We start from the raw sequence: 17,074 nt of genomic DNA on the forward strand, positions 1-17,074 counted from the left end.
AGCGGATTAAGACTAGCGCGATTAAGATGAGTACGTTAGGCTCTGACCGTTTGCAAGCCGCTGCCACAAGATGACGGAACAACAAATAAAACGTATGAAAAAACGTATCCCCAGCCTCCTGGCCACCATGATCGCCAGCGCCTTGTATAGCCAACAGGGCATGGCCGCCGATCTCGCCACGCAATGTATGCTTGGCGTGCCAAGCTATAATCGCCCTCTCGTTGAAGGGAAGCCTAACGATCAGCCGGTGACGATTAACGCCGATCATGCGAAAGGCAACTACCCTGATAATGCCGTATTTACCGGCAACGTTGATATTAATCAGGGGAATAGTCGCCTGCAGGCCGACGAGGTGCAGTTGCATCAGCAGCAGCCGGCGGGACAACCGCAGCCGGTGCGTACCGTTGATGCGCTTGGCAACGTTCATTATGACGATAACCAGGTTATTCTGAAGGGGCCGAAGGCGTGGTCGAACCTGAACACCAAAGATACTAACGTCTGGAAAGGCGACTATCAGATGGTTGGCCGTCAGGGGCGCGGTACCGCCGACCTGATGAAGCAGCGCGGCGAAAACCGCTATACCATTCTGGAAAACGGCAGCTTCACCTCCTGTCTGCCGGGTTCTGATACCTGGAGCGTCGTCGGCAGCGAAGTTATCCATGACCGCGAAGAGCAGGTTGCCGAAATCTGGAACGCGCGCTTTAAGCTGGGTTCCGTCCCTATTTTTTATAGCCCATATCTGCAGCTGCCGGTCGGCGATAAGCGCCGCTCCGGCTTCCTGATCCCCAACGCCAAATACAGCACTAAAAATGGCGTTGAGTTCTCGCTGCCCTATTACTGGAATATCGCGCCGAACTTCGACGCCACCATTACGCCGCACTATATGAATAAACGCGGCGGCGTAATGTGGGAAAACGAATTCCGTTATCTGACCCAGGCGGGCGCAGGTTTATTCGAATTCGATTACCTGCCTTCCGATAAAGTGTACGAAGACGATCACTCCAACGACAGCAATAGCCGCCGCTGGATGTTCTACTGGAACCACAACGCGGTTATCGATCAGGTGTGGCGTCTGAACGCCGACTACACCAAAGTCAGCGACCCGGATTACTTTAACGACTTTAGCTCTAAGTACGGTTCCAGTACCGACGGCTACGCGACGCAGAAATTCAGCGCCGGTTACGTTAACCAGAACTTTGACGCCACCGTGTCGACCAAGCAGTTCCAGGTCTTCGACCGTAGCTCAAGCAACTCCTACGCTGCTGAGCCTCAGCTCGATATTAACGCCTACCAGAATGACGTCGGTCCGTTCGATACTCATCTGTATGCGCAGGCGGTGCACTTCGTCAACACCAACGGCGATATGCCGGAAGCAACGCGCCTGCACATGGAGCCGACGATCAACCTGCCGCTGTCTAACGGCTGGGGAAGCATCAATACCGAGGCGAAGCTGCTGGCGACCCACTATCAGCAGAGTAATCTCGATCAGTACAACACCGCTAACGGTACCGATTACAAAGATTCGGTTAACCGCGTGATGCCGCAATTCAAAATCGACGGCAAAATGGTCTTCGAACGCGATATGCAGGAAGGGTATACCCAGACCCTGGAACCGCGCATGCAGTACCTGTACATCCCGTATCGCGACCAGAGCCACATTGGCGTCTACGACTCGACACTGCTGCAGTCCGACTATAGCGGCCTGTTCCGCGACCGCTCCTACAGCGGCCTTGACCGTATCGCGTCAGCCAACCAGGTCACCACCGGCGTCACATCTCGCGTATATGATGACGCGGCCGTTGAACGTTTTAATATTTCCGTTGGTCAAATCTACTATTTCACCGAGTCTCGCACCGGTGCGGACAACATCAACTGGGAGAATAACGACACCACGGGTTCACTGGTCTGGGCCGGCGATACTTACTGGCGTATCACCGATAACTGGGGTTTACGCGGGGGGATCCAGTACGATACGCGTCTGGATAACGTCGCAACCGGCAACGGAACCATTGAATACCGCCGCGACGAAAACCGCTTAGTGCAACTGAACTACCGTTACGCGAGTCCGGAATATATTCAGGCGACGCTGCCTTCGTATTCCACCGCTCAGCAGTACAAAGAAGGTATTTCTCAGGTGGGTATGACCGCCAGCTGGCCGATTGTCGATCGTTGGTCAGTGGTCGGCGCGTACTACTTCGATACCAATACCAAAAAAGCGGCTAACCAGATGTTAGGGGTACAGTATAACTCTTGCTGCTACGCTATCCGCCTTGGCTACGAACGTAAGATCAACGGCTGGGATAACAACAACGGCGGTGAGAGCAAATACGACAACACCTTCGGTATCAACATCGAACTGCGTGGTCTGAGCTCCAACTACGGTCTTGGCACCCAGCAGATGCTGCGCTCGAACATTTTGCCGTACCAGAGCTCGCTGTAAGGCGTCTGGTTTAAAACGTAATCCGCATTTGCGGTTAATTGAAATGGAAAAAGTATGAAGAACTGGAAAACGCTGCTTCTCGGTATCGCCATGATCGCGAATACCAGTTTCGCCGCCCCGCAGGTGGTCGATAAAGTAGCGGCTGTCGTCAATAATGGCGTTGTTCTGGAAAGCGACGTCGATGGTCTGATGCAGTCGGTGAAGCTCAACGCTGGTCAGGCGGGACAGCAGCTGCCGGATGACGCGACCCTGCGTCATCAGATCCTCGAAAGATTGATCATGGACCAGATCGTTCTGCAAATGGGTCAGAAAATGGGCGTGAAAGTCAGCGACGATCAGCTTGACCAGGCCATCGCCAACATAGCCAAACAGAACAACATGTCGATGGATCAGATGCGTAGCCGTCTGGCCTATGAAGGCATCAACTACAACACCTACCGTAACCAGATCCGTAAAGAGATGCTGATTTCGGAAGTACGTAACAACGAAGTGCGCCGCCGTATCACCGTGCTGCCGCAGGAAGTTGAAGCGCTGGCTAAGCAGATTGGCGATCAGAACGATGCCAGCACCGAGCTGAACCTGAGCCACATCCTGATCGCGCTGCCGGAGAACCCGACCTCCGATCAGGTTGCGGCTGCGGAAGAGCAGGCGAAGTCCGTCGTTGAACAGGCCCGTAACGGCGCTAACTTCGGCAAACTGGCTATCACCTACTCTGCTGACCAGCAGGCGCTGAAAGGCGGCCAGATGGGCTGGGGGCGTATTCAGGAGCTGCCGGGTATCTTCGCTCAGGCGCTGAGTACCGCGAAGAAAGGCGATGTTGTCGGTCCGATTCGTTCCGGCGTCGGCTTCCATATCCTGAAAGTTAACGATATGCGCGGCGGCAGCCAGAACATCTCCGTCACCGAAGTCCATGCCCGCCACATCCTGCTGAAGCCGTCGCCGATCATGAACGACGCGCAGGCGCAGGCGAAGCTGGAACAGATCGCCGCTGACATTAAGAGCGGTAAGACCACTTTCGATAAAGCGGCGAAAGAGTTTTCCCAGGATCCGGGTTCCGCCAATCAGGGCGGCGACTTAGGCTGGGCGACGCCGGATATCTTCGATCCCGCGTTCCGCGATGCGCTGATGCGTCTGAACAAAGGCCAGACCAGCGGCCCGGTTCACTCCTCCTTCGGCTGGCACCTGATCCAACTGATGGATACCCGCAATGTCGACAGAACCGACGCCGCGCAGAAAGATCGTGCTTACCGCATGCTGATGAACCGCAAATTCTCTGAAGAAGCGGCAACCTGGATGCAGGAACAGCGCGCCAGCGCTTACGTCAAAATTCTGAGCAACTAAAGTTCTCCCCTCTCCACGCCTTAAAAGCGTAGCGGGAGGGGAGACCGGTCGCCCCAGCAACGGCTGGGGCCGACTGCGCAGCCGGGCCCCCCTGGCCCGAAGGAACGTTTCTATGCAACGTGTTGTTATCACTCCCGGCGAGCCCGCGGGGATTGGTCCCGATCTTGTCGCCGAGCTTGCACAGCGCGACTGGCCGGTTGAACTGGTTATCTGCGCCGATGGCGCACTGTTAACTGACCGAGCCCGCCAGCTCGGTCTTCCTTTATCGCTCCTCCCTTACGATCCAACCCTTCCTCCACAGCCGCAGCGGGCGGGCACGCTCACGCTACTTCCCGTTGCCCTCAACGCGCCGGTACAGCCGGGCGTGCTTAATGTCGCTAACGGCAACTATGTGGTGGAAACCCTGGCGCGCGCCTGCGATGGCTGCCTTAAGGGAGAATTCGCGGCGTTGATTACCGGGCCGGTGCACAAAGGCAACATCAATGACGCCGGTATCTCCTTCACCGGCCATACCGAGTTCTTTGAAGAACGCGCTCACGCCAGCAAAGTGGTGATGATGCTGGCGACCGAAGAGCTGCGGGTCGCGCTGGCCACCACCCATCTGCCGCTAAAAGCAATAAGCGAGGCAATTACGCCAGAGCTGCTGCGCGAAGTAATTACCATCCTCGATGCCGATCTGCGGCATAAATTCGGTATCGCTCAGCCGCACGTGCTGGTTTGCGGCCTGAATCCCCACGCCGGCGAAGGCGGCCACATGGGGACGGAAGAGATCGATACCATTATTCCCGTGCTGGAAGAGATGCGGGCAAAGGGCATGAATTTAAGCGGTCCGCTGCCTGCGGATACCCTTTTTCAGCCAAAATATCTCGATAATGCCGATGCGGTACTCGCGATGTACCACGATCAGGGCCTGCCCGTGCTAAAATACCAGGGCTTTGGCCGCGGCGTGAATATTACGCTCGGTTTACCATTTATTCGTACCTCCGTTGACCACGGGACCGCGCTGGAATTAGCCGGTCAGGGGAAAGCGGACGTCGGCAGTTTTATCACGGCGCTTAATCTCGCCATCAAAATGATTGTTAATACCCAATGAATAATCGAGTCCATCAGGGCCATTTAGCCCGTAAACGCTTCGGGCAAAACTTTCTCAACGATCAGTTCGTGATCGACAGCATTGTTTCGGCCATCAATCCTCAGAAAGGCCAGGCGATGGTCGAAATCGGCCCGGGTCTCGCCGCGCTGACCGAACCGGTCGGCGAACGCCTCGACCAGTTAACCGTTATCGAGCTGGACCGCGATCTGGCGGCCCGCCTGCAGACGCATCCGTTCCTCGGCCCTAAGCTGACCATTTACCAGCAGGATGCGATGACCATGAACTTCGGAGAACTGTCGGAGAAAATGGGCCAGCCGCTGCGCGTCTTCGGCAACCTGCCGTACAACATCTCAACGCCGTTGATGTTCCACCTCTTCAGCTATACTGATGCCATTGCCGATATGCACTTTATGCTGCAGAAGGAAGTGGTTAATCGTCTGGTTGCCGGGCCGAATAGTAAAGCGTATGGTCGATTAAGCGTAATGGCGCAGTACTACTGCCAGGTGATCCCGGTACTTGAAGTCCCGCCGACCGCCTTTACGCCGCCGCCAAAAGTGGATTCCGCCGTCGTGCGCCTGGTGCCGCACCGCACCATGCCGTACCCGGTGAAGGATGTCCGCGTGCTGAGCCGTATCACCACTGAAGCCTTCAACCAGCGCCGTAAGACCATCCGTAATAGTCTCGGCAATCTGTTTAGCGTTGAGGTGCTGACGGAGCTGGGCGTCGACCCGGCGGTACGTGCGGAAAATATTTCTGTAGAGCAGTACTGTAAGATGGCCAACTGGTTATCCAACAATCTGCCTTCGAAGGAGAGCTAACCATGATTAATTCGCCTCGTGTTTGCGTCCAGGTGCAAAGCGTCTATATCGAATCGCAATCTTCTCCGGAAGAAGAGCGCTACGTCTTCGCTTACACCGTCACTATTCGCAACCTGGGGCGGAGTCAGGTTCAGCTTCTCGGCCGCTACTGGCTCATCACCAATGGACACGGTCGCGAGACGGAAGTCCAGGGTGAAGGGGTGGTCGGCGAACAGCCGCACATCCCTGCCGGCGAAGAGTATCAATACACCAGCGGCGCGGTTATCGAAACGCCGCTGGGCACCATGCAGGGTCATTATGAGATGATTGATAGCAACGGCGCACCGTTCACTATCGAGATCCCTGTCTTCCGTCTCGCAGTTCCAACGCTTATACATTAAAAACAATGGCTACATACCTTATTGGCGACATTCATGGTTGCTACGATGAACTGATCGCATTGCTGGAGCAGGTGGAGTTTAATCCTGATACGGATACCCTGTGGCTCACCGGCGACCTGGTCGCGCGCGGCCCCGGCTCTCTGGAAGTGCTGCGGTTCGTGAAAACGCTCGGCGATAGCGTGCGCATCGTGCTGGGCAACCATGACCTGCATCTGCTGGCGGTATTTGCCGGCATTAGCCGCAACAAGCCCAAAGACCGTCTGACGCCGCTGCTGGAAGCGCCCGACGCTGACGAACTGCTCAACTGGCTGCGTCGCCAGCCGCTGATGCAGGTCGATGAAGAGAAAAAGCTGGTGATGGCTCATGCCGGCATCACGCCGCAGTGGGATCTGGAAACCGCCAAACAGTGCGCGCGCGATGTCGAAGCCGTGCTGGCGAGCGACTCTTATCCGTTCTTCCTCGACGCGATGTATGGCGATATGCCGAACCACTGGAGCAATGAGCTCAGCGGCCTGGCGCGCCTGCGCTTTATCACCAACGCCTTCACCCGCATGCGCTATTGCTTCCCGAACGGCCAGTTGGATATGTACAGCAAAGAGGCGCCGGAAGACGCGCCAGCCCCGCTTAAGCCATGGTTTGCCATTCCGGGCCCGGTCGCCCGCGAGTACAGTATCGCCTTTGGCCACTGGGCGTCGCTGGAAGGCCGCGGTACGCCGGAAGGTATCTATGCGCTGGATACCGGCTGCTGCTGGGGCGGCGACCTGACCTGCCTGCGCTGGGAAGATAAAACGTATTTCACCCAGCGTTCCAACCGCCAGAAAAGCCTCGACGAAGGCGAAGCGGTCGCCTCCTGAGTCGATCCCGGATGGCGGCGCGCTGCGCCTTATCCGGGCTACCTCCGGTACGGGAGATTCCTGATAAAATAAAACCCCGGTCACGCCTGACGCGACCGGGGTTTTTCAATCCACGCTATGTTAGCTTAACGACGCTCGAGGATCTCAAAGCAGTAGCTGTGGGAGTTTTGCGCGTCGGCATCGTGGAACTCACTGAACACCGATTCCCACTCGTCCGGATCGTAATCCGGGAAATGGGTATCTCCTTCCACTTCCGCATCAATATGGGTCAGGTAGAGTTTGTGCGCTTTTGGCAGGAACTGCTCGTAAACGCGGCCACCGCCGATCACCATAATCTCTTCCGCGTCGCCGCAGGCGGCAATCGCTTCATCAACAGACTTCACCCACTGCACGCGATCGTCGCTGCCTGGCTTGCTGCTGATAACGATATTTTTACGTCCTGGCAACGGGCGACCGATGGATTCCCAGGTCAAACGCCCCATTACCACCGGCTTGTTTAAGGTGTTACGTTTAAACCAGGCGAGATCGGCAGGCAAGTCCCATGGCATAGCGTTCTCCATGCCAATTACGCGATCTACAGCTAACGCCGCAATCAGACTAATCATTGAAAATATCCCGAATGCAAAAAATTGCCGCCACTATACGGAAAGCGTAATACTTCGTCGACTGAACGAAGAGTAAAGAATAAGAAAATTTTTAGATTTGCTGGCGAGCCCACGTAAGCCTCATGAGCCGCCAGATCAGGAACTAAATTGAAAACAAAATGTTAGCTGTAAAGTTAACGCAACATTTGCTTACCACCTTAGGTTGAAGGCTTATTCTCCGGCTCATCGCGGACGTCTCCGGTGTGCCGTCCTTCTTCAGTACCTTGCCAGCCGTGACGCTGCACTAGCGACAGATGATTACGGTCCTCATTAATGATGCCGGTAAGCATATCGCTGGTACGCTTGAACACCGCCACCCGCGAGGCAGCGTCATTTTCCGCCATCGCCACCATCTCTTCCACCATCTGCTGGTTAAAGCGGCGGAACAGATCGGCGCGCTCGCGGGCCTCATAAGCGCCCAGACCTAAGGCTTCCAGCGTCATGCGGCCGCTTTTCAGCGCCGATTCGAAGGTCTCGCGCTCCGGCGCTTCTACCCCGGCCTGGCGCAGCTGAATGTAGTGATCGACATCGCGGGCGCGTGAAATGATCTGCAGATGCGGGAAATGTTCTTTCGCCAGCTCCACCAGTTGCAGGCTGGCCTGCGGATCGTCGATGGCGTTAATCAGCACTTCCGCCTTAGCCGCCCCCGCCGATTCCAGCAGATCCACCCGCGTGGCATCGCCGTAAAACACCTTCATATCGAACTTGCGAAGGGTATCAACGTGGTCCGGATCGTGATCGAGGATAACCATTTTCACCCCGCTGGAAAGCAGCACACGGCCGGCTATCTGCCCATAGCGGCCAAAACCGGCGATAATTACCCGCGGCTGCTCTTCATCAATCTCGTCCGCTTCGCGCTCCTGGTTACTGGCGGATTTCTCCATTCGCGTCAGCAGCACCAGCAGGATAGGCGTTGCCGCCATCGATAGCGCCACCGCCAGCGTCAGCGCCTTCGCCCACTCGCTATCCAGCACATCGGCCATCTGCGCGGCGCCGAAGACCACGAAAGCGAACTCACTCCCCTGCCCCAATAATACGGCAAACCAGCGGCGCTGCGCGCGCGGTACACCCAGTGGTTTAGCAATCAACCATAGCATCAAGGCCTTAATCGCCAGGAAACCCACCAGCAGGATCAGGATACGTAGCGGATGGGTGACCAGGGTCCCAAAGTCGATAGACATACCGACGCCGATAAAGAACAGCCCCAACAGCAACCCTTTAAACGGTTCGATATCGCTCTCCAGCGCATGGCGGTATTCAGAACTAGCGAGAAGCACCCCGGCAAGAAACGCGCCCATCGCCATCGACAGCCCGACTTCCTCCAGCAGCAATCCGAAGCCGAAGACCAGGAACAGGGCCACGGCGCTGAACACTTCGCGCAGGCCGGAACGGGCAACAAAGCGCAGCACCGGCCGGGTCAAATAGCGCCCTAACAGCACCACCAGCGCCAGCGCGCCGGCCACTTTTAACGCCGACAGCGCAAACGCGGCCAGCGTGGTTGAACCGCCGCTGGCCGCCAGCAGCGGAATCATCGCGACCAGAGGGATAGCGGCGATATCCTGGAACAACAGCACGGCGAAGGCGCTGCGTCCCAGCTGCGTCACCGTCAGGTTACGTTCGTTCATCGCCTGCATCGCAATCGCCGTCGACGACAGCGCCAGCGTCATCCCGATCAGCTCCGCAACCTGCCAGCGCAAGCCAAGCAGCATGCAGAACAGGCCGATAAACGCGCCGCACACCACCATTTGCAGCGCACCGCCGCCAAATACCGAGGCGCGCAGTTTCCATAGGCGCTGCGGATCCAGCTCAAGACCTATAACAAACAGCATCAGCACCACGCCGATTTCGGCAAAATGCAGAATCGCCTCAGCGTCAGTAACCAGCCGCAGTCCCCACGGGCCGATAACGCAGCCGGCAATCAGATATCCGAGCACCGATCCCAGCCCAAGACGCACGGCGATCGGCACGATAAGCGCAGCGGAACCGAGGTAAATCAGCGCCTGTATTAGCGTATGGCTATCCATTGTTATGCGCCTCCTGCCATTCGATTAAGCGTTGACGATAATGACGGGCCTGCGCCTGCAGCGTTTCGTCATCGCAGATAAAGGTACAGTGCATGGCAAACGGCGGCAGCCATTTCATACCACAGTACAGCGCCGTTGCCTGCAGAGGCTGCGCCAGCACGTCAAAGCCGGGGAATGAACCAATATCGAAGTGGCTTTCGCCGCCGCCGGTAGTAACCGCCCACATTAACGATTTACCGTGTAACGCAATACCGTTGTGGCCGTACGCCCAGCCGTGGGACAGGACTTTATCCATCCACAGTTTTAACAGCGGTGGCACGCTGTACCACTGCATTGGATGCTGCCAGATAACCAGATCGGCGCGCGCCAGCGCCGCCTGCTCGGCAGCGATATCAATATTGAAGTCGGGATATAGCTCATAGAGGGAGCGTATCTCTACGCCATCAAGCGTCCCTGCCTGCTCAAGCATCCTCTTATTCGCATGGGAGTGATGCGGATAAGGATGCGAGTAAATTATCAGAATCATGAATGGGCCTGTCTTTTGTATTCTTGTAGCAGTGAGTGTAGACAGTTAACTCGCTCACTGAAAGGGGGGAATGCCTGAGGAAAAGTCGATCGCAGCTAATGATAATCCTCCCATCACAACAAAAATGCAGGCGTCCCAGAGCACAATTGGCGCCCCCATTTAATTCCCCATACGAATTTATCATTAGAAATGATACGGTCACTGGATATTTTAAGGCGAGATTAAATCATTCTTTAATAAATAAATCTATACACCCCACAATGTACAACCAATAATTTTACGCTCTTCATTTTGAGCCCCAAAATTTTAAATCAAAAACAAAACTCTAATATATAGCGTTAACCGGAAGCGCTATTTACGCAAATGGACGTGTATATGAGCAACAAACATTTTGAACTAAACAGAACAACCAAAACGCTGGCGAGAATATTTCCCGCCTTATTAATGTTTACGCCAATTGTTGTCAGCGCAGGCACGATTGCCGAGTCAACCTCCGTGCCGCAAGACTTCTCGGCTGATACCGAGTACGTCATCAATAGAGACGTCACCGTCTCCTCCGCAGATAACACCCCAGCAGTATCCGTTAGCGGGATGAAAGTCGAAAAAGTTACCAATGAAGGCAATATTTCCGGTTCGGGAATCGGTCTGAATATTAATATCGATGCGCAACCAGTAGAAATTAATAATAATGAAAATGCAATTATTTCATCTGCAACTGACAATGCCGTTAACGTGCAATCAATGGCGGGTGATTTTAATAATAGCGGAATCATTACTGGCGCCAACAACGGTATTTTCGTTAGCGAAGAGTCATCGGCAATTAGTATCACCAATACCGATACCGGCGTGATTAGCGGGAAAAACGGCCTGAGTTCGCAAATCGGCCTCGGGTTAGATAACAGCGGCGCCATCACCGGTACCGCAGGCGATGGTGTTGCATTAAGCGACGGCAACAGCAAAATTAACAACAGCGGCACCGTGCAGGGTAGCCAGAACGGTATCAACGTCGCTAATGACGCGAAAGCCGATATCATCAACAGCGGTTTACTCGGCGGCGGCGATGCGGCCGTGATGTTTGCCAGCAGCAAAAATAACAGCCTGGTACTCAATACCGGCTCTTCCCTCATCGGCGATGTCATCTCCACGGGCTCAACGGGTAACGCACTCTCGCTGGTCGGTTCTGGTACGGAAGACAGCAACTTTGTCGGCCTTAACGATGGCGACGGTTTTGCCTCCGTGAAAATGAACGGTGAAGACTGGACGCTCACCGGCAACCTCGACATCATCGGCAGCGGCGATTCCCTCCAGGTTAATAGCGGCCAGTTGACGCTGGCGGGCGCTGTCGCTAATAGCAGCAACACGCTGGTAGCGGAAGCGGCCACGCTACAGTTAGGCAACGGGCAGAAAACTGCGACCCTCACCGGCAGCCTGACCAATAACGGCACGCTGATCTTCAATCAGGGAAGCGACTCTACTTTTGCCACCGGTATCATCGGTAGCGGCAACGTGGAAAAAGTCGATGCCAATACCCTGACCTTAACCGGCGCCAATAGTTATACCGGCAATACGCTTCTGAAAAGCGGCACCACTCTGGTCGCGGAAGGCGCTACTCTCGGCGTCGCCGGCAGCGACGCCACCCTCACCATCGAAAATGGCGCGCAATTTGCCAGCGCAGGCGAAGTCAATAACAACATTGATGTCCTCAGCGGCGGTATCCTCGCGGCGTGGAATGCGGTTGACGATAACTCAACGCTAAGAACATCCGGCGTCGACACCATTAATGGCAATGTAAGCAACAGCGGCACGCTGTTACTCAGCGCCGCCGATAATAGCGTTGGCAACAATTTTACGATTAACGGCGACTATACCGGCTCCGCCGGCAGCCAAATCGTGATGAACAGCCAACTTGGCGAAGACAGCTCGCCGACCGACCATCTGTCCATCACCGGCAGCAGCTACGGTCAGTCTGGCGTCAGCATCGCCAATATCGGCGGGCTGGGCGCGCAAACCGTTAATGGTATGGAGGTTGTCAGCGTCGGCGGCAGTTCAGAAGCACAGTTAACTTTATCCAAACCGGTTGTCGCCGGGGCTTATGAGTATGGTCTGTATCAACACGACAACGGTAACTGGTATCTGGAATCCAAAGCGACCCCGTCAGACGATCCGTCGGATGATACTGACGATGGTGACAGCGGTACCGATGGCGGCAGCGGCACCGATGGCGGCAGCGGCACCGATGGCGGTAGCAACACCGATGGCGGTAGCGGCACCGATGGCGGTAGCGGTAGCGGTACCGATGGCGGTAGCGGCACCGATAATGGCGGTCAACCCCTGCCAGAAGTCATGGCCCCGGAAGTTGGCGCTTATCTGGGTAACTATCTCGCGGCGCAGAGTATGTTCCTGCATAAACGTGACGATCGTGACCAGCTCACCTTCCGTAATACAGACGACCTGAACACCTGGATGTACGTGAAGGGCCGCTATCATGAGAACGATGCCGGCGGCGATAAAGTCAGCTACGACACCACCACCACCGTACTCCAGGTGGGCAGTGATGTCATCAGCAAGCCGATGGACAAAGGGATACTGCGCGCGGGCGGCATGTTTGGCGCAGGTCAGGCGAAAACGGATTCAGATGCAAAACACAATGTGCGTACCGCACAGGGTAAAGTCGACGGTTTCAACGTTGGCCTGTACGCCACCTGGCAGGAAGACCCGAAATTGCGTCTCGGCAGCTACATCGATACCTGGGCATCATACAGCTGGTATAACAACACCGTCACCAGCAATCGCAATAATGAAAAGTATGACAGTAAAGGTTTTGCCGCCTCTGTTGAAGTCGGCCATGCGTGGGTGATCCCTTCAGAAAGCGCGCGTACGTGGAAGATTGAGCCTCAGGCGCAGGTGATCTACAGCTATCTCGATCAGGAAAATCACACCGACCCGGATGGCGTGCGGGTATCAACCCTGGACAACAACAGCCTGTTTGGCCGTCTCGGCGTGAAGACCAGCTACTTTGAGCAGCAAGATGTTAAAGCCTGGCAGCCGTATGTCGCGGTGAACTGGCTGAAAGGCGCGGGTCAAAACGATTTGGCGTTCAATGGCGAAAAAGTCAGCAACGATACGCCGGACGACCGCGGTCAGCTAGAGCTGGGCGTAACCGGCAATGTGAACGAGACGACCACAATCTCGCTGCGCGCCAGCGGCGAATGGGGTGAAAACAGCTACGCCGCTTATGGCGGCCACATTCTGCTGAATCACCGCTGGTAATCGCCGTACAATGAAAGGTAAAAAGCAGTGGCCGGAGCCACTGCTTTTTTTTTTTAGTTATCCAGCTCGTCCATTGACTTCACCTGGTCGCGATTAATCTGCTCCACGCGACCGGTTTCCGCATTTTTGTAGGATACCAGGCCAGTATCATCATCAACCTGCGGCTTACCGCTGGTCACAATTGTTTTGCCATCTGTCGTTTTGAGCGACTGATTTGATGAGCAACCTGCCACAAATACCATCGCCGTTGCCGCCAGCGCGGATGCCACCAGAATTTTGTTCCGCATTGTATCCTCCTGTCTTTTCATCAATTGGTATCGTTATCGTGCTAACTATAGTTAGCCTGACCTGGCAGGCAGATAAAAGCAGAACTCTCCGAAGATGGTTGCCGTAAAAAAAAAGGGCTGACGATATCGTCAGCCCCTCTGTTTCGCTTTCCGGCCCGGCCGGTGCGCTTATTTGGTGATTTGCGCGTGCATTTCCTGCACCGAAATGACCTTCTCGGTCGCATCGGCATTCAGCGCCATCGCGGTGGCGAAACCGCCGTTCAGGGTGGTGTCGTAATGCACCTTGTACTGCAGCGCGCTGCGGCGAATCAGCTTGGAATCCTCAATCGCCTGACGACCTGCGGTGGTATTGATGATGTAGGTATATTCGCCATTCTTGATACGGTCCTGAATGTGCGGACGACCTTCATGTACCTTGTTCACCAGACGCGGGTTGATACCGGCTTCACCCAGTACAATCGCGGTACCGTGGGTTGCATCCAGCTCGAAGCCCTGTTTCAGCAGTTTTGCCGCCAGGTCGACAACGCGCTCTTTGTCGCCTTCGCGAACGGAGAGCAGCGCGCGCCCCTGTTTCTTCATCGTGGAGTTGCTGCCCAGCTGCGCTTTGGCGAACGCTTCCGCGAAGGTGCGGCCCACGCCCATCACTTCCCCGGTAGAGCGCATTTCCGGCCCTAACAGCGGGTCAACGCCCGGGAATTTGTTGAACGGCAGCACCACCTCTTTCACCGAGTAGTACGGCGGGATGATTTCTTTGGTGACGCCCTGCTGCGCCAGGGTTTTACCGGCCATCACGCGCGCCGCCACTTTCGCCAGCGGTACGCCGGTGGCTTTCGAGACGAACGGTACGGTACGCGCCGCGCGCGGGTTCACTTCAATCAGGTACACTTCGTTGTTCTTCACCGCGAACTGTACGTTCATCAGGCCGCGAACCTGCAGCTCGAAGGCCAGCTTCTGTACCTGCTCGCGCATCACATCCTGAATTTCCTGGCTCAGGGTGTAGGCAGGCAGAGAACAGGCGGAGTCGCCGGAGTGCACGCCCGCTTGTTCGATGTGCTCCATGATGCCGCCAATCAGCACCATTTCGCCGTCGCAGATAGCGTCAACATCGACTTCAACCGCATCGTCGAGGAAGCGATCGAGCAGCACCGGCGCATCGTTAGAAACGCTCACCGCGGTCTGGAAGTAGCGACGCAGGTCAGCTTCGTCATAAACGATTTCCATCGCGCGGCCGCCGAGCACATAAGACGGGCGTACCACCAGCGGATAGCCGATCTCTTTTGCCTTCTCAACCGCTTGCTCAAGCGCGGTCACGGTGGCGTTCGCCGGCTGCTTCAGCTTCAGACGGTCAACCGCATGCTGGAAGCGCTCGCGGTCTTCCGCGCGGTCGATAGCGTCCGGGCTGGTGCCGATAACCGGTACGCCCGCGGCTTCCAGTTCACGCGCCAGCTTCAGCGGGGTCTGGCCGCCGTACTGCACGATAACGCCTTTTGGCTTCTCGATACGCACGATTTCCAGTACGTCCTCAAGCGTTACCGGCTCGAAGTACAGACGGTCGGAGGTGTCGTAGTCGGTCGAAACGGTTTCCGGGTTACAGTTGACCATGATGGTCTCGTACCCGTCTTCGCGCAGCGCCAGCGAGGCGTGTACGCAGCAGTAGTCAAACTCGATACCCTGGCCGATACGGTTCGGGCCGCCGCCGAGAACCATGATTTTATCGCGGTCGACGGACGGATTAGATTCACACTCGTCTTCATAAGTGGAGTACATGTAGGCGGTATCGGTGGCGAATTCCGCCGCGCAGGTATCCACGCGCTTGTAGACCGGGTGCAGGTTGTACTGGTCGCGCAGCTTGCGGATTTCCGCTTCGCGCACGCCCGCCAGCTTCGCCAGACGCGCATCGGCAAAGCCTTTACGCTTCAGGTGGCGCAGGAAGTCAGCGTCGAGGCCGTTGATGCCCACTGCCGCCACTTTCTCTTCCAGGCGCACCAGCTCTTCGATTTGTACCAGGAACCAGCGGTCGATGTTGGTCAGGTTGAAGACGCCGTCGACGGAGAGACCGGCGCGGAAGGCATCAGCGATGTACCAGATACGCTCGGCGCCCGCGTCTTTCAGCTCGCGACGGATTTTGGTCAGCGCTTCCGGATCGTCGAGGCTGACTTTCGGGTCGAAGCCGGTGGCGCCCACTTCCAGGCCGCGCAGCGCTTTCTGCAGCGATTCCTGCTGCGTGCGGCCAATCGCCATCACTTCGCCGACGGATTTCATCTGCGTTGTCAGACGGTCGTTAGCGCCAGCGAATTTTTCGAAGTTAAAGCGTGGAATTTTGGTCACAACATAGTCGATGGACGGTTCGAAGGAGGCCGGAGTACGGCCGCCGGTGATGTCGTTCATCAGTTCGTCAAGGGTGTAGCCCACCGCCAGCTTCGCCGCCACTTTGGCAATCGGGAAGCCGGTCGCTTTCGAGGCCAGCGCCGAAGAGCGGGATACGCGCGGGTTCATTTCGATAACGATCAGGCGACCATCTTTCGGGTTCACCGAGAACTGTACGTTAGAACCGCCGGTTTCCACGCCGATTTCACGCAGCACCGCCATCGAGGCGTTACGCATGATTTGGTATTCTTTGTCGGTCAGGGTCTGCGCCGGAGCGACGGTGATGGAGTCGCCGGTGTGAATCCCCATGGCATCGAAGTTTTCAATCGAGCAGACGATGATGCAGTTATCGTTCTTATCGCGCACCACTTCCATCTCGTACTCTTTCCAGCCGATCAGCGATTCATCAATCAGCAGTTCGTTGGTCGGAGAGAGATCCAGGCCGCGTTCGCAGATTTCTTCGAACTCTTCGCGGTTATAGGCGATACCGCCGCCGGTGCCGCCCATGGTGAAGGACGGACGGATGATGCATGGGAAGCCAACGTCAGCGGCCACCGCCAGCGCTTCTTCCATGGTGTGCGCAATGCCGGAACGCGCGGTGTCGAGGCCGATTTTCTTCATCGCCACATCGAAGCGACGACGGTCTTCCGCTTTATCGATCGCATCGGCGGTCGCGCCAATCATGGTGACGCCGAACTCTGCCAGCACGCCCTGACGCTCCAGCTCCAGCGCGCAGTTCAGCGCGGTCTGGCCGCCCATAGTCGGCAGTACCGCGTCCGGGCGCTCTTTTTCGATAATTTTACGTACCACTTCCCAGTGAATCGGCTCGATATAGGTCGCATCGGCCATTTCCGGGTCGGTCATGATGGTCGCCGGGTTGGAGTTCACCAGAATAACGCGGTAACCCTCTTCGCGTAGGGCTTTACAGGCCTGGGCGCCCGAGTAGTCAAACTCACACGCCTGACCGATAACAATCGGGCCCGCGCCCAGAATCAGGATACTTTTTATGTCTGTACGTTTTGGCATGGCT

At 56.2% G+C, this 17,074-nt stretch carries 12 protein-coding genes; 7 read left to right on the top strand and 5 right to left on the bottom strand.

All coding sequences use genetic code 11. The features are described from left to right. Window positions 1–94: 94 nt before the first annotated feature. From lptD to apaH, 6 genes are all read left to right on the top strand, one after another. The gene (gene lptD / locus PGR09_RS20940) at window positions 95–2,440 is read left to right on the top strand and encodes an LPS assembly protein LptD (RefSeq protein ID WP_315712615.1); all 2,346 of its coding nucleotides are present in this window, start codon (window positions 95–97) and stop codon (window positions 2,438–2,440) included. 54 nt (window positions 2,441–2,494) lie between these two features. Next, a complete protein-coding gene (gene surA / locus PGR09_RS20945) occupies window positions 2,495–3,781 on the top strand; it encodes a peptidylprolyl isomerase SurA (RefSeq protein ID WP_045397288.1) in 1,287 nt (428 codons plus the stop codon). A gap of 112 nt (window positions 3,782–3,893) precedes the next feature. After that, window positions 3,894–4,874, top strand: a complete 981-nt coding sequence (gene pdxA / locus PGR09_RS20950; protein ID WP_049061338.1) for a 4-hydroxythreonine-4-phosphate dehydrogenase PdxA — start codon at window positions 3,894–3,896, stop codon at window positions 4,872–4,874. Beyond that, window positions 4,871–5,692: a 16S rRNA (adenine(1518)-N(6)/adenine(1519)-N(6))-dimethyltransferase RsmA gene (rsmA, locus tag PGR09_RS20955; protein WP_015368291.1), complete on the top strand. Its 822-nt coding sequence runs from the start codon at window positions 4,871–4,873 to the stop codon at window positions 5,690–5,692. The genes pdxA and rsmA overlap by 4 nt, the downstream gene beginning before the upstream one ends. A 2-nt stretch (window positions 5,693–5,694) precedes the next feature. Beyond that, a complete protein-coding gene (gene apaG / locus PGR09_RS20960) occupies window positions 5,695–6,072 on the top strand; it encodes a Co2+/Mg2+ efflux protein ApaG (protein ID WP_045397284.1) in 378 nt (125 codons plus the stop codon). 5 nt (window positions 6,073–6,077) lie between these two features. Continuing rightward, entirely contained in the window at window positions 6,078–6,926 is an 849-nt protein-coding gene (apaH, locus tag PGR09_RS20965; protein WP_045397283.1) for a bis(5'-nucleosyl)-tetraphosphatase (symmetrical) ApaH, read from the top strand. A gap of 125 nt (window positions 6,927–7,051) precedes the next feature. Here the strand turns inward: apaH and folA are convergent, their stop codons facing one another. The 3 genes from folA to kefF all read right to left on the bottom strand — a co-directional run bounded on the left by folA (window position 7,052) and on the right by kefF (window position 10,120). Then, on the bottom strand, window positions 7,052–7,531 hold the full coding sequence (gene folA / locus PGR09_RS20970; RefSeq protein WP_015368294.1) for a type 3 dihydrofolate reductase: 480 nt from the start codon (window positions 7,529–7,531) through the stop codon (window positions 7,052–7,054). 197 nt (window positions 7,532–7,728) lie between these two features. Continuing rightward, window positions 7,729–9,594 carry a glutathione-regulated potassium-efflux system protein KefC gene (gene kefC / locus PGR09_RS20975; RefSeq protein WP_032715999.1) on the bottom strand — a complete coding sequence of 622 codons (1,866 nt, stop codon included), beginning with the start codon at window positions 9,592–9,594 and terminating at the stop codon, window positions 7,729–7,731. Then, the gene (kefF, locus tag PGR09_RS20980; protein WP_015704370.1) at window positions 9,587–10,120 is read right to left on the bottom strand and encodes a glutathione-regulated potassium-efflux system oxidoreductase KefF; all 534 of its coding nucleotides are present in this window, start codon (window positions 10,118–10,120) and stop codon (window positions 9,587–9,589) included. The genes kefC and kefF overlap by 8 nt, the downstream gene beginning before the upstream one ends. A 375-nt stretch (window positions 10,121–10,495) precedes the next feature. On the opposite strand from kefF, the gene PGR09_RS20985 reads away from it, so the two are divergent. After that, a complete protein-coding gene (locus PGR09_RS20985) occupies window positions 10,496–13,390 on the top strand; it encodes an autotransporter outer membrane beta-barrel domain-containing protein (protein ID WP_430916482.1) in 2,895 nt (964 codons plus the stop codon). 53 nt (window positions 13,391–13,443) lie between these two features. Here the strand turns inward: PGR09_RS20985 and PGR09_RS20990 are convergent, their stop codons facing one another. Next, complete coding sequence (locus PGR09_RS20990) at window positions 13,444–13,677, bottom strand: YgdI/YgdR family lipoprotein (protein WP_015704368.1); 234 nt, start codon at window positions 13,675–13,677, stop codon at window positions 13,444–13,446. A 168-nt stretch (window positions 13,678–13,845) separates the two neighbouring features. After that, window positions 13,846–17,070 (bottom strand): carbamoyl-phosphate synthase large subunit, encoded by a 3,225-nt coding sequence (carB, locus tag PGR09_RS20995; RefSeq protein ID WP_045397278.1) that lies wholly within the window; start codon window positions 17,068–17,070, stop codon window positions 13,846–13,848. Between the last annotated feature and the right edge of the window lie 4 nt (window positions 17,071–17,074).

This window comes from Klebsiella sp. 141251 (assembly GCF_050600725.1).
GTDB lineage: Bacteria > Pseudomonadota > Gammaproteobacteria > Enterobacterales > Enterobacteriaceae > Klebsiella > Klebsiella aerogenes.